This window comes from Desulfovibrio simplex (assembly GCF_055387835.1).
The window spans coordinates 282,201-295,423 of record NZ_AP042377.1; the positions used below are offsets into that span (position 1 = coordinate 282,201).

The window sequence follows — 13,223 nt, forward strand, 5'->3', positions numbered from 1 at the left end:
GTAAGAATTACCGGCGGCGTAGAACAGTGCAGATAGATGTTGAGATGCTGTGATGCCTGGAAAACGCTGTCGCTAACGTCTCCGCTTCAAATCAGAAAGCCCGTTATAATCACCTACAACACGCTAAGAGTTTCAGGGGGTGGGGGCGTGGGGGAGGCGACCCTTTTGCAAAAGGGTCCCTCCCCCACAAAGCATTTCACCGTGAAACTGTTCCAGAGCGCGCTAACATTCTGGTGGTGCGTAAAGACAGCGAACTTCCCGCACCGTAAACCTGTCTGACAATACAAAGCGCCCTCTGCGTGTGGCAGAGGGCGCATATTTATTCAATATATCCAATTGATTACTTGGCCTGCTGATCCCCGGAAGCAGCCGGAACCTCTGCCGGGTCAGCTGTCGGGGCCGCAGCGGGAGCGGGAGCCTGCGGCGCGGCGCTGACGCCGTCGTCAGCCTTGGGAGCCGCATGGGGGACGGCTGGCGCGGCATCCTCCGCCGGGGCGGCGGGATCGGCCTTGGCAGCATCGGCGGCCCCAGATGTCCCGGAAGCCGCGCCTTCGCTCTTGCCAGTCCCGGGTGCTTGCGCCGGCGTGCTGGGGGCATTGCCGCTCTTGCCGTTTTTGGCGTCCATTTCTTCCATCACCTTGGCATCGTAGTCCGCGGCTTCCGAAGCGGCTTTTTTAAGCGCCTCGTCAATGGTCGATGCCTCCTTGTCCGAATCCGGCCTGGCGCTTTCAGGAGCGGGGGTCAGCGGCGCGGCGGCGTCAGGCGAGGCCGTTTCGGGAGCCGCAGGTTCACCAGCGGGCGCCTCAGGAGTAGGCGTTTCCGGGGCAGCGCTTTCCGGTGCCGGAGCTTCACTTGCGGGCGTTTCAGGCGCAGTCGCGGGTGCGGGCCTCAAAATCTCTTCAAGATGGCTCAGTTTGGCCTGGGGAACGGCCTTGAGCTGCGGGCCAAGCAGCAGGGTGCCGGGCTGGGCCAGCAGGATGGCAATGACCACGCAGATGAGCAGCGCGCCGCCCATGCCGCCGTGAGCCCCCTTGCGCACCATGCGGGCCAGAAGGATGGCGGCCGCGATGCATATGACGCCGATAATGGGCAGGGCCTTGAGCCCGAGGACCATTGCGCGCTGGTCTGCGGTGAGGGTGAACTTGAAGAAGCCGCCCATCCAGTCCAGCGTGGGGCCGAAGCCCGCCGCCGTCAGGGCCATGCCCGCGTGCAGCAGGCAGAGCGCGGCGAAGATGAAGAACAGGCGGCCGCCCAGACCCGTGAGGCGCAGCAGCGCCTTGCCCAGCAAGGGGGCCGCAAGGCATATGACGGTGAGCGCGGCGCTGACAGGATCATAGGCGGTGAGGCTCAGCACAGCGGCCACGGTGACGCTTATCCACATAAAGGCGATTCCGGCCCTGTCCTTGCGCGAGGCCGCGAGGTCGCCGGGGGCGGTGCGCAATACGCGTACCCAGGAAACACAGGCAAAAATCGCCAGCCAGGGCAGCAGGCCCGCGGCGGCTATGAGCAGGGGCAGCCACCACCTGGCGCTGGGCCAGGGCCAGAGCATGAGGCGTTCGCCCAAAAATTTCAGATACCCGTCGGGCTGCTGCCAGAGCATGACGCCGCCAAGCCAGCAGGCCACCATAAGAAGCAGGAGCACAAAGCCCGTCACGCCGTCCAGCCCCTGCGCACGGCGGAAAGCGCCCCGCCATCCCAGAAAGAAGATACTGACGACCAGGGGCAGCAGGATGTGGAAGAGGCCCCCCGTGAGCCCGGCCAGCGCCGCCAGCACAAAGCCCGCAGGCAGGCTTATCCATGCCTGGGGTTTTTGCCAGCCGTGGCAGAGCAGAACCAGGGCAAAGAGGGTAAGGGCGGTGGCGAGGCTTTCCGGCCCGGTAAAATGTGCCAGGGGCACAAAGAGAGGGGCGGCCAGAAGAATCATGCCTCCTGCCAGCGCCGCCTGGGAGCTCAGGCCAGCCACCCGGGCCAGCGTCCACGCTCCCAAAAGGCAGAGCAGCGCGCCCGCAAGGCCCGCAAGGGGGAAGAGCAGGGGGCCAAAGTTGGGGCCGGCCATGGCCATGAGGCTCTGCATGCCCGCAAGGTACCAGTGGTAGACCGGCCAATGGGCAAGGCCGGGAGCGGCCGGAGCGAGCCACAGCCCGGTCTGGCTGGTCTGGTTGAACACAAGGATGCTTTCAGCCTCGCGCGGGCAGTACAGGGCATTGCCCATAAAGGCGGGCCATGCCTGGGCCAGCAGTATCAGAAGCAGAAAAAACGGGCCAACGCGGCTGGCGGCTTCAAAAATCTTTTGCGCGGCATTGGGCTTTACCGGAGCGTCCGGGGCCGCGCTGGCAGCAACCGTGGCGGCGCTTTGCCCGTCAGCGGTTTTGCCCGCCCTGCCCCGCCATGAGGAGAACATGCCCCGGCCTTTGGGCTTGCCGTCATTCTGGCTGGCCGCGTTCCGGGCGTTGTCCTGCTGGACAGGTCCGGACGAAGGGCCGCTCGCGTGGTCGTGTGCAGCATCGGCGTTGTGGGAGCCCTGTGGAGCTTCCAACGGGGAGGAGACGTCCCGGTTAGCGGCTGTCCGGTCGAAAGACAGGGGGCCTGCCCCCTGTGCGTCACCAGCCGCGTTGGCCTGAGCGTCCTTGCCGGGCCCGCTGGAAGGGGCATGGTCCGCATTGTCCACGCGGCTGTGCTGGTCGTCTTCAGGCTTGGTCGGGTTCTGGGTCATGGATTCGCTCCTTCAGAAGTTGCCGCCTGTCCCACGAGCAGCACATGCCGGGACTGGCGGGCGTCAAGGTCAAGTTCCACAGTATGCCCTTGCACGGGCAGGTTCTGGCCGTTCAGTATATTTCGTGCGCCGCGCGCCGGGGTCGGCAGGGCGCAGGCAAGGCGCTGGCTTTTGCCGGAAAAATTGGCGGCCAGCAGCCAGTAGCCGCCGCCGGGCAAGGCGTTCAGCACGCCCACGCAGCCTTCGGGGCCGGAAAAAATGGCGACCACGCGTCCCGCGGCCAGACCGGCCTCGCGCCGGGCGCGCAAAAGCACGGCCAGTTCGTGGACAAAACTTTGCCTGTCCGCCCACTGCCTGTCCAGAGCACCGAAAGCCAGGGGCGCTGGCGGCACGGAACCCACAAGGCCCATGCGCTCATCCCACAGGGGCACGTTGCCCATGCTGGCTGGCAAGCCCGCCGGGGGCTGCGGCAGGTTGAGCGCGCCCGTCATGTCCTGCGGGCTGATAAAGGCCAGCCCCGGAAGGCCTATGCGAAAAGAAAGCAGCAGCAGTACCGTTTGTCGCATGGCCGCAGCCTGCGCGGGCCTGGCGGCGGATGTGGCGTCCAGCCCAAGGGCCAGGGCCGCAAGGCCAGCCTGCGTGGTCCACAGCGTGGTATCTTCGGGCGAGGCCTTGGCCAGTTGCTGCGCCCGGCGTACCATATCCCTGCCCTGGGGCAGGTCCAGCAGGGGCCGCCAGTCCACGCGCTGCACGTCCTTTTGCCCACGCGCCAGGCGACTGTGATCCACACCCTGCTCCAGTGAGGCGCGCAGAAGCCGGGCCAGGGGGGCGGCGTCGCCGGTCAGCAGGGCGTAGGCCGCAGCGGGTTCGGTAATGACGTCGCGGGTAAAATCCACCGCCGTGTCCAGCACCGCCCTGGTCAGGGAGGGCGGCAGAACGTCATCCTGCATGGCCCATCCCCCGTAGCGGTGTATCTCGCGCGAAAGGGCGTCCAGCGCTTCCAGCCCCGGCGTCAGTTCCGCCAGACTGGACGCATCGGCCTGGCGGCTGGCAGACGGGCCTTTTGTTTTGCCCGGGCTTTGGCCTGTTCCCTGCCCTGGCGCCGCATTTGCCTGTGCGGCGGGCACATCCAGCCCCATGAGGGCTTCCAGACGCAGGCCTGCGAGGGTATGTTGCTGCAAGCCGGTATGGCGTATGACCGCTGCCGAAAATATGCGCCGGGCCTGTCCCGAAGGGTCCTGCCACAGCAATACGGGGCGCAGTGCATTCCCGCTGTAGCGGTATACCCAGCGCCGGGTCTGCCCGTCCGCGCCGCGCACCTCGCCCGTGACGGCCCAGCCGCCGGGTGTTGTCCAGGGCAGGGTGTCGCGGCTGAGGCCTGCGGGCAGAAGCCCCCGCTGCACAAGGGTCTGCACGGCCTGCGGCCGCAGGGGCAGGCAGTCCCATTCATCACCGGTGACAGGCAGGGCGTCCCAGTCTTTTTGCGGCACGGCCATCATGGCATAGAGACCGTCAAAACGCGAGGCGCGACGCGCCTGCAGGATAAAGTCCGGCCCAAGACCCGTGGCGGCCGGCGGCAGTTCGCCGCCCATCTGGATGTCCTGTTTTTCCAGACGGGACGCGGTGTTCTCAAAATCTTCCTCCGTCCCCATGGTCGGGTCCAGACGCAGGGCCGTCACGTTGACGCCGCCGGGCGTGGACATCTTCCGGCTGCCCCAGATATCGCCTTTTTCGCCCGTGGGCGCGGCAAAAAGCCCGTTCAGGCCGGCCTGACCCAGAAATTCCGGCAGCCCGGACAGGCCGAGGGCCTTCCAGAAGGGCTGCCCCGCCGTGACCGTATGCGGGTTCACGTCCAGCCATGAAGGCGCGGCGGAGAGCAGCAGGGGAACCCGGCGGGCAGCGGCGCTGTTGCGCCAGATGCGTTCCGTGCCGGAGACCTGGGCGGTAAGCTCCTGGGTGGAGCCAAGCATGGACTGGCGCTCAAGCCATTGCAGATAGCCCGGATCAGCGCGCGGCAGGACGCCGTTTGAGGCGGAAGCCGCTGGAGCCGCGCCGGACGCGCGCCGCGCCGCGCCTTCCTGCCGTGGCGTGCAGGCGCAAAGCAGCAGTGCCAGCACGCAGAAAAAGAGCGGCAGCAAGCGCGGCGGCAAAAAAGAAGCCGCAAGAAAGGGGCGGCGCTGTGCCGCGCACGACATGGGCCGCGTCTGCCCCGTAATCAGGACCGGGCCTCTTCCTCTGCCTTGGCCGTATTCCACAGTTCGTCCTTTTCGTCGAGGCTCAGAGCCGTAAAGTCCTGCCCCTGTTCGCGGGCCAGCTCTTCCATGCGGGCAAAGCGCTTCAGGAAGCGGCGCGTGGCGAGGTCAAGGGCCTCGCTGGCCTTGATGCCCTTGCGGCGTCCCAGTTCGGTAATGCTGAAAAGCAGGTCGCCCAGTTCGTGCTTTTGCGCCTCCGCATCGTTGCTGGCGGATGCGTCCAGCCATTCCAGCCATTCGGCTTCAACCTGCTGCTCCACCTCTTCGTCCTCGGGCCAGGTAAACCCGACGCGGGCGGCCTTGGAGTGGATGCGATAGGCCTTGAGCAGGGGAGGCAGGCTTTCGGGCAGGCTGTCATAGAGCCCCTTGGGCTTGCCCTCGTCGTCGGCATGTTCGGCTCTTTTGATTTTTTCCCAGGCTTTGAGCTGCTCATCCAGGCTGTCAAAAACCGTGTCGCCAAAAACGTGCGGGTGGCGGCGGATCATCTTGGCCTTGTTGTTGTTGAGGGCGTCGGCAAAGGTGAACTGGCCTTCCTTTTCATACAGGCGGGCCACAAACAGCAGCAGAAAGGCCACATCGCCAAGCTCTTCGCGGATGTCGGCCACATTGCCGGAGCGAATGGCGCTGACCAGTTCATGACTTTCTTCAATGATATAGTCGGCCAGGGACTGGGCGGTCTGCTCCTTGTCCCAGGGGCAGCCCTCGGGGCTGGTGAGTTTGTCAATGACGGCCTGCAATTCTTCAACTGCGCTCTTTTCCATAGAGTCTACGCTTCCTTGCCTGTTACGGATGCAGTGTTAAGGAAACGCTGATTTATTTCGTTTGGCGGCGTTGCTTCACTTTTTTTGAAACAGTCGAGGACGGAAAAGTCCACTCCTGCTTCAAAAAAGTTCGTGCCTTGCCAAACAAAATAACTGCGCGTTTCCAGGAGGTTCTTTAATCAGTGCGTCCTCAAAGTCCCAGACGCGACACGAGGTCGGGCGGCAGCCAGCCCCGAATCTGCGCCGAAAGGGCGGTAAAATAGGGTGGCACGCGGCTGTGTTGCATAAAGGCCGCCTGTGAGAAATATTTTTGCAGCACAAGCATGCACAAAGACCATAAAAGCGCGCCCTTGGCAAAACCCAGCGCGGCTCCGGCCAGCCTGTCTGCCCAGCTGACAAAAGAAAGCGAAAGGATTTTTTGCAGCAGGCGGGCCAGCAGGGCCACTGATATGAGTACGCCCAGAAATACAAGCACATAGGCCGCAATGGTGCGCCACCCCGGATCAGAAATGAGGGTCAGGTGGGGCGAAAGCAGATAGTGATAGGTGTGGGCAGCCCAAAAACCGCCCAACAGCGACACAATGCCCGCCACTTCGCCAACAAAGCCGTTAAGATAACCGCGTCCGGCAAAGAACGCCAGCGTCAGAACAACAATGAGGTCAAAAATATCCTGGCCCATGGTTTCTCCCTGAACGTACCCCTTGCGTGTGCCTTTAGCGCCACGCTCGCACGCGTGCGCAACGGGCAGCGCCAGACACCATAGCAAAAGCGTGGGCGCGGCACAATGCGTCAGACAAGGGCATGCGCCCGCCGGGAGGCCGCCAACGGTCCTTTGGCAAAAATCCTTGTGCGCATCGTCGGGAAAAACCGTTTTCGGGCCAACCGCCGGTTCGCCAGCGAGGCGGAAGGGGCTGGCGGCTGCCCGCGCATGGCCCCCCGTGCATGCCCTCCGTGGAGTTCCCGTTGCGAGGGGCCAGTCCCGATGGACAAGCGTGGCGCAGATGTGCTGTATCGTGCCCCAACCGTCGCGCCGTAATCACGTGATAAGTGGAAGGGGCACGCCAAAGGCAGTCAACGCCATGGCGGTTTTGACATGATCCGTGCAGCGGTTACAGTAGTCAGGCATGGGTGCGGAAACGGCACACGCTCAGGGCCAGTTCAAAGCCAGTTCAAGGCCCGTTTAAGGAAAGGCCTGTTCGTATATCATACTATTATGGGAGATGGGACATGGTGGCACAACTGGACAGAGGCCCGGTTGCCGGGGTCGTGCTCGCGGGGGGACTCTCCCGCCGTATGGGCAGGGACAAGGCCTTGGAGCGTCTGGCTGGCCCGCCGGTCGTAGAGTCCGCAGAGAATGTGGCGGGTGGCAATGACGGCAGCATGCTGGCCCGTATTCACTCTCTGGTGCGTTCCCTTGTGCCCGTATGCTTTGTTTCCTGCCGTGCGGACACTCCACGGCAGGGGTACGACTGCGTTTTCGATGCCGTGCAGGGGGTAGGCCCTACGGCAGGTCTGCAAGCGGCCTTGCGACGGGCCGAAGGTATGGGCTACACAGCCGTGCTGGCGCTTTCCTGCGATCTGCCCTTTATGGATGCCCCCACCTTGCGCAAACTGCTCGCGGCCAGAAATGAGGCCCCGGCCACAAATCTTGTCACGGCGTACCGCGAACGACATACCGGGCGCATTGAAGCCCTCGTCGCTGTGTATGAGGTGGGGGCCCTGCCGTACTTTGATCGAGCTCTGGTCCTGGGGCAGCGCCGGCTTGCCAGCGTTATTCCACAGGAATTACATTATTTTTTGGATTACGGGCCTGAAGAGGGCGAGCCTTTTTTCAACTGCAACAATCCGGAAGATCTGGCTCTGGCCCAGGCCCGGCTGGCATAGAAAATCACGATTTTTAAAAAAATCGTGATTTATTAATTATACCTGTATGTTATTATGACGTGGAATTCTGTGACGGCCGCACGCCTTTGCCGGAAGGCCCCGTCATTCGTTCACAAGAAGCTGCCCCCCCATATGGGGAAAGCGCGGCGGACAGGTAGCAATAAAGAGCGACTTGGCATACATAAATTCTGAACACAGTCCCCCATCTGTCTGCATCGGGCAGCATTTTTTGGAGAAGTACATGAATATCGGCTCCTATACTTTTGACGAATTTCGCCGTCTGGCGGAGAATTTTCACGGTTACGCCGCTCCCGGCCTGCTTGTGGGCGGGTATATGGTTGAGCTGGCCAAGAGGCACCTGCCAGAGGGCACGCTTTTCGAAGCAGTGGTGGAATCCGGCAAATGCCTGCCCGACGCGGTTCAGCTGCTGACCCTGTGCAGCATCGGCAACGGCTGGATGAAGATACACAATCTGGGCCGCTACGCCGTGTCGCTTTTTGACAAGCATACGGGCGAGGGCGTGCGCGTGAGCGTTGATCCTGTGAAAATGGCCGCGTATCCCGAAATAGAAGCGTGGTTTTTGAAGAAAAAAGCCAAGAAAGATCAGGATGTTCCCCGTCTTGAGGCCGAAATAGAACAGGCTGGCGACACCATCTGCAAGATTGAGCCGATTATGGTGAAGCGCCGTTTTATCGGGCACAAGCATATGTCGCGCATTGTCTGCTGCCCCGTGTGCGGCGAGGCCTATCCCGCTGAAGACGGCCCCGTGTGCCGGGGCTGTCAGGGCGAAGCTCCATATGTGGTTGCCCGGCGCGAAATAAAGGCCGCCGAGCGCCACGAGGCCGTCACAGGCGTGCGCGTGGTGCCCGTGCAGGAAGCCGTGGGGCAGACCCTGGCCCACGATATGACCCGCATAGAACCTGGCCAGTTCAAGGGGCCGGAATTCAAGGCGGGACAGCGCGTCAGCGTGGGCGATATCTGTCGTCTGCAACAGATGGGGCGTTTTCATGTGGCTGTGACGGATGCCCCCGCCGGGGAAGGGGCGGTTCCTTCCTTTGCCTCCGGCGACGGAGATCTTGTGCACGAGAATGAGGCGGCCGAGATTTTTGCCCGTCGTATGGCGGGCGAGGGCGTGCGCTATTCCCTGCCGCCCCGCGAGGGCAAGGTGGAATTTACCGCAGCCAGGGACGGCCTTTTCAGCATTGATGTGGAACGCATGCGCCGGTTTAACCTTGTGCCCGAAATAATGGTGGCTTCACGGCAGGACGCCACCCTGGTCAAGCAGGACGGCCCCCTGGCCGGCACGCGGGCCATTCCGCTTTTCATTACCCGTGAGCGGCTCTCACAGGCGCTTGAGGTTCTGGAGGGCGGGCCGCTCTTCAGCGTGCTGCCCCTGCGCAAGGCGCGCGTGGGCATTCTGGTGACAGGCACGGAAGTTTTTCAGGGCATCATCGAGGACAAGTTCATCCCCGTCATTACGGCCAAAGTCACCATGTTGGGGTGCAGCGTGGCGAAGACGGATATTGTTCCCGACGACAAAGCCCTGATGGCCAGGGCCGTAACCGGAATGCGCGAGGCCGGGGTTGATCTGCTGGTCACGACAGGCGGCCTTTCCGTTGATCCTGACGATGTGACCCGGCATGCCCTGGTGGATGCCGGGCTGACCGACGTGCTGCACGGCGTGCCCGTGCTGCCGGGCACCATGAGCCTTATGGGCCGCATCCCCGGCCCCGATGGCGACATGCAGGTGCTCGGCGTGCCTGCCTGCGCGTTGTATTACAAAACAACGTTTCTGGACCTGGTGTTGCCGCGCCTGCTGGCCAACCGTGGGATCACCCGCGCCGAACTCGCACGTATGGGCGAGGGGGGCTACTGCCTTTCCTGCCATACCTGTACCTGGCCAAAGTGCTGGTTCGGCAAGTAGCAGGTGCCCCGTGCAGGGTGATGCCTGAGGGCATGTTTTCTTCTGCTTTGGTGAAGTAAAAACGCTGAACAGTATTCACGGTAAAAAAAATGCAAAAATAAAGGCGGCTGGCAGAACTGTGCCGGCTGCCTTTTTTTATCAGGGCAATGGCATTTCAGCGCAGGGTCACGTTGAACCTGTGCTGGCGCAGCGTGAGCCGCTCGCGCCGTGAGACTGCGGGCGCGGTCTGGCTGGGCTTGCACGCGCCGTAACGGGCATGCCGTCATTATAGCAGATTAACTTTGAAATGCTTCACATTCCAAAGTTTTCATTCAGCCAAAAAATGCGATTTGCGGCTGCATCCACACCACGTTGTGGCGCGCTGCACTCTCGTGCAGCGTTAGAGCATTCACACTTTTTCAAAGTTAAATGCTCTAGCGTACACATTTTCAAAGACAATTCGCGCAAAAGACTGTACCGGCTGCCACTGATGTTTTCAGAGCGCGTTTTTGGAAGAGCCCTGTTTGCCAATTTGGTGTGCTTCGCCGATTGTCTAATTTGGGCTCTTGGGGTATCAAGGACTATATAAAAGCAACTGCACTGCCCCCTCGAGGTTTCTTGGCGCGTGCTTCAAGTCATTTGGGAAACATCCGGTTTGGGATGGCGCCCATTTCAGGGGGCGTATCTTCATTTTACGGATGGCGGCGAGTACAAGTGATTTTGCTCTGCCGTTGAAAGCAGGCTTTGTCCTGTGCATGGAAATTTAAGCCTGATAAAGAGACTGTTATACACAAGAACTGTATTTTTGTTCCTCCTGTATAGGAAATGACATTTAACTTCCATTTAAATTTGGATAAACAACAGTTTTTTTGCTGAAAAGAAAAGTTTCATGATTTGCGCAAGGCTTTCAAAAGCGTTCGCGTCTAGTCTCTGTACCCTTTAGCTGCTTGGCACTAAAGTGAACATGAAAAATACAGTAATTGTATCGTTGCTCATAATGGCTGTAATGGCTTTTTTTTGCGCGATGACACCCTGGGTCTTTGATGATTTTGGGTATGGATCTGGCGGTTCGAGCCTTACAGCCATATTTGCGGTCCAGATGAATGAACACCAGAGCTGGAGCGGCAAGTTTGTCGGCCATTTTATGGCGCGGGTTCTGCTGCATGGTCCCACCTGGCTGCATCCGGTGCTGACCCCCGTCATCTTTATGGGTCTTGTTTTCTCAGGAGTTTTACTGGTTCTGGGCGTGCAATGGCGTGAAAAGCTGCGGGCGTGGCATCTGGTGACGCTGGCAGGCCTTGTGTGGTTTGCGTTACCAGCGTTTGGCACCGTGTATTTCTGGCGCACTGGCACGCCGGACTATGGCTACAGCCTGACCTTTGCCACAGCCTTTCTTGTGCCCTACCGGTTCTGGATGGATAAAGAGGACTACAGGCTTCCTGGAGGCACTGCCTTGGCGCTTGCCGGAGTTCTGGCCGGGTGCAGCAATGAAAATGTGGGTATGCTCGCAATTCTGACGGCCTCTTGTATTGCAATCTATCGTTTCCGCAGCGCCAAAAAGGTGCCGCTATGGGCTGTTGCGGGTATTGCCGGGGCCATCGTGGGCTGGGTTGTGATGATGACGGCTCCTGGCAATGCCGTGAGACTGGCAAGCTTGGGTGGTGCTGAAAAAATACCGGTACTGTCGCTGAATTCATTCAACAGGTTCTTAACGTTCTGGAGTTCGCAAGAGCTTGAGATGCTGCCCTATATCCTGATTGCCATCGGCGCCTTGTGGCTGCTGCGGCGTCAGGGCCGATTGAGGCTTGCAACAGTTTTGCCCGGGCTGGTATTTTTTTTCATGGCCCAGACCAGCCTCGCGGCGTTTCTGTTCAGCCCGTCCACGCCATACCGGGCCATGTCCGCTACATTTTTTTACATTGCGCTGTGCTGCTTTGCCTTTATTGCGGCATGGGCAGCGCAGGGCGGGGGCGAAAAGTTGCTCTATGCCGCTTTTTGCGCGGTGCTGCTGACCAGCGTAGTGGTGGAGGCCGGAGTTTTTATTACGGCACAACCCGCCATTGAAGCCAGAAATCAGGCCATGGCAGCCGGAACCGTCACCGCGCGCGCATTGGAATATCCAACAACAGACAAGTATTTTTTCCCAGGCTATGATATCATTGAAGTTGACTCTTACGGCCCCCAAAAACTCCAGATGGTTCCCTGGGACGAGGCCGTGAGCCTTGATATGCCCGGAACAGGCACAATACGCGGGCTTGTCATCTGCAATGTTGTTTATCTGGACAATCTTCCGGCTGGCAAGGTGTCCGTTGCCGCCGTAGCCCACAGGCAGACGGTCGCCAGCAAGGTACAGGCCGTTTTGCGCTGGCTTTCTCCCTTGACTGCCCGTGAAACAACTTTTACACCCGCGATAACTTCGCGCTACGCTCCAGCCTCCGCAACGGTCACTGCCGACGGCAAGGCTGCCCTGCACATTGAAGGAGTTACGGATTTGAGCAGTCTTGCCTACATGGCTGTCAGCGAGCCCGGCAAGCCCATGGCATGGAAGCGGGTTGCGGTGGAAGCCAGCGGCATGTAGCAAGTAGTCATGCTGCGCGCAGATATTTTCCACGTTACGACCGGAGAAAAAAATTGGATCGTCCTGGTATTCCTTTATTGGCGCTGGTTGTGCCTTGTTATAATGAAGAAGAGATGTTGCCCAAAACGATGGACGCGCTCTCGGCAGTGCTGGCAGAGTGCAAGGCCAGGGGCCTCATTCAGAATGAAAGCTACGTCCTGTATGTAAATGACGGCAGCGCGGACGGCACATGGCATTTGCTTGAAGAACGCCATGCCATTGATCCGTTTTGCAGGGCCATCAGTTTTGCGGGCAATGCCGGCCACCAGAATGCCGTTTGGGCGGGTATGATCACCGCGCGGGACTGGGGTGTTGATTGCATCATAAGCCTGGATGCAGACCTGCAGGACGACATTGCCGCCATTCCCAAGATGCTGGATCATTATGCCAATGGCAGCGAAGTTGTTTACGGCGTGCGCTGCGATCGCAGTACAGATACCGTCTTCAAGCGGGCTACCGCGCACATGTTCTATGGTTTCATGCGCTGGCTGAAAGTTCCCCTCATCCCCGACCATGCCGACTATCGCCTTGTGAGCCGCCCTGTGCTTGAGGTTCTTGACAATATTCGTGAGCAGGGATTGTTTTTGCGGGGATTGTTTCCCTCTCTGGGCTTCAGGCACAGCGAGGTGCACTATGAGCGCCGCGAGCGCACTGCGGGTGAAAGCAAGTATCCTTTCTGGAAGATGGTCTCTTTTGCCTGGAAAGGAATCACCTCATGCAGCGCGGCCCCGCTGCGCCTTGCGGGACTCATGAGTTTTATCCTGATGATTGCCGCTCTGGCATACACATGCGTTTCGCTTTTCAAATATGCCATGGGCGAGACAATCCAGGGCTGGACGTCCATGATCATTGTGGTGTTGCTTCTTGGGTCTGTGCAGTTGTTTTGCCTGGCGCTCATGGGCGAATACATCGCAAAGATGTTCACAGAGGTTAAAAACAGGCCCCGCTATATAGTGGAAAAAAAATTATAGGCAGGGCAGCCCACCAGCGCATCCTTTCCAGAGCACGTTTGCGCTCTGGCGGTTGTGTGGCGGAAACCCTAGCGTCACACTGTGAAAAAAGCCCCAACGATGGATTGAAAAAACCTTCAGCC

General features: G+C 60.3%; 8 protein-coding genes. 4 read left to right on the forward strand and 4 right to left on the reverse strand.

Annotated elements, in window-relative coordinates; translation table 11 throughout:
• Positions 1 to 340 precede the first annotated feature (340 nt).
• From ACZ5DH_RS01130 to ACZ5DH_RS01145, 4 genes are all read right to left on the reverse strand, one after another.
• A complete protein-coding gene (locus ACZ5DH_RS01130) occupies positions 341 to 2,713 on the reverse strand; it encodes a hypothetical protein (protein WP_464255339.1) in 2,373 nt (790 codons plus the stop codon).
• On the reverse strand, positions 2,710 to 4,968 hold the full coding sequence (locus ACZ5DH_RS01135; protein WP_464255340.1) for a hypothetical protein: 2,259 nt from the start codon (positions 4,966 to 4,968) through the stop codon (positions 2,710 to 2,712). Before ACZ5DH_RS01135 ends, ACZ5DH_RS01130 begins: the two co-directional genes overlap by 4 nt.
• Entirely contained in the window at positions 4,929 to 5,726 is a 798-nt protein-coding gene (gene mazG / locus ACZ5DH_RS01140; RefSeq protein ID WP_464255341.1) for a nucleoside triphosphate pyrophosphohydrolase, read from the reverse strand. Before mazG ends, ACZ5DH_RS01135 begins: the two co-directional genes overlap by 40 nt.
• A gap of 190 nt (positions 5,727 to 5,916) precedes the next feature.
• Complete coding sequence (locus tag ACZ5DH_RS01145; protein WP_464255342.1) at positions 5,917 to 6,405, reverse strand: CvpA family protein; 489 nt, start codon at positions 6,403 to 6,405, stop codon at positions 5,917 to 5,919.
• A gap of 548 nt (positions 6,406 to 6,953) precedes the next feature.
• Here ACZ5DH_RS01145 and ACZ5DH_RS01150 point away from each other — a divergent pair.
• The 4 genes from ACZ5DH_RS01150 (at position 6,954) to ACZ5DH_RS01165 (ending at position 13,101) form a co-directional block, all read left to right on the forward strand.
• On the forward strand, positions 6,954 to 7,610 hold the full coding sequence (locus ACZ5DH_RS01150; RefSeq protein WP_464255343.1) for a molybdenum cofactor guanylyltransferase: 657 nt from the start codon (positions 6,954 to 6,956) through the stop codon (positions 7,608 to 7,610).
• A gap of 241 nt (positions 7,611 to 7,851) precedes the next feature.
• Positions 7,852 to 9,534 (forward strand): FmdE family protein, encoded by a 1,683-nt coding sequence (locus tag ACZ5DH_RS01155; RefSeq protein WP_464255344.1) that lies wholly within the window; start codon positions 7,852 to 7,854, stop codon positions 9,532 to 9,534.
• A gap of 943 nt (positions 9,535 to 10,477) precedes the next feature.
• On the forward strand, positions 10,478 to 12,091 hold the full coding sequence (locus ACZ5DH_RS01160) for a DUF6056 family protein (RefSeq protein WP_464255345.1): 1,614 nt from the start codon (positions 10,478 to 10,480) through the stop codon (positions 12,089 to 12,091).
• 89 nt (positions 12,092 to 12,180) lie between these two features.
• The gene (locus ACZ5DH_RS01165) at positions 12,181 to 13,101 is read left to right on the forward strand and encodes a glycosyltransferase family 2 protein (RefSeq protein ID WP_464256581.1); all 921 of its coding nucleotides are present in this window, start codon (positions 12,181 to 12,183) and stop codon (positions 13,099 to 13,101) included.
• Positions 13,102 to 13,223: the final 122 nt, after the last annotated feature.

Excerpts from the sequence above, each read along its gene's own strand:
- ACZ5DH_RS01130 (WP_464255339.1), bottom strand. The coding sequence starts at position 2,713 with ATGACCCAGAACCCGACCAAGCCTGAAGACGACCAGCACAGCCGCGTG.
- ACZ5DH_RS01150 (WP_464255343.1), top strand. The coding sequence starts at position 6,954 with ATGGTGGCACAACTGGACAGAGGCCCGGTTGCCGGGGTCGTGCTCGCG.
- ACZ5DH_RS01145 (WP_464255342.1), bottom strand. The coding sequence starts at position 6,405 with ATGGGCCAGGATATTTTTGACCTCATTGTTGTTCTGACGCTGGCGTTC.
- ACZ5DH_RS01160 (WP_464255345.1), top strand. The coding sequence starts at position 10,478 with ATGAAAAATACAGTAATTGTATCGTTGCTCATAATGGCTGTAATGGCT.
- mazG (WP_464255341.1), bottom strand. The coding sequence starts at position 5,726 with ATGGAAAAGAGCGCAGTTGAAGAATTGCAGGCCGTCATTGACAAACTC.
- ACZ5DH_RS01155 (WP_464255344.1), top strand. The coding sequence starts at position 7,852 with ATGAATATCGGCTCCTATACTTTTGACGAATTTCGCCGTCTGGCGGAG.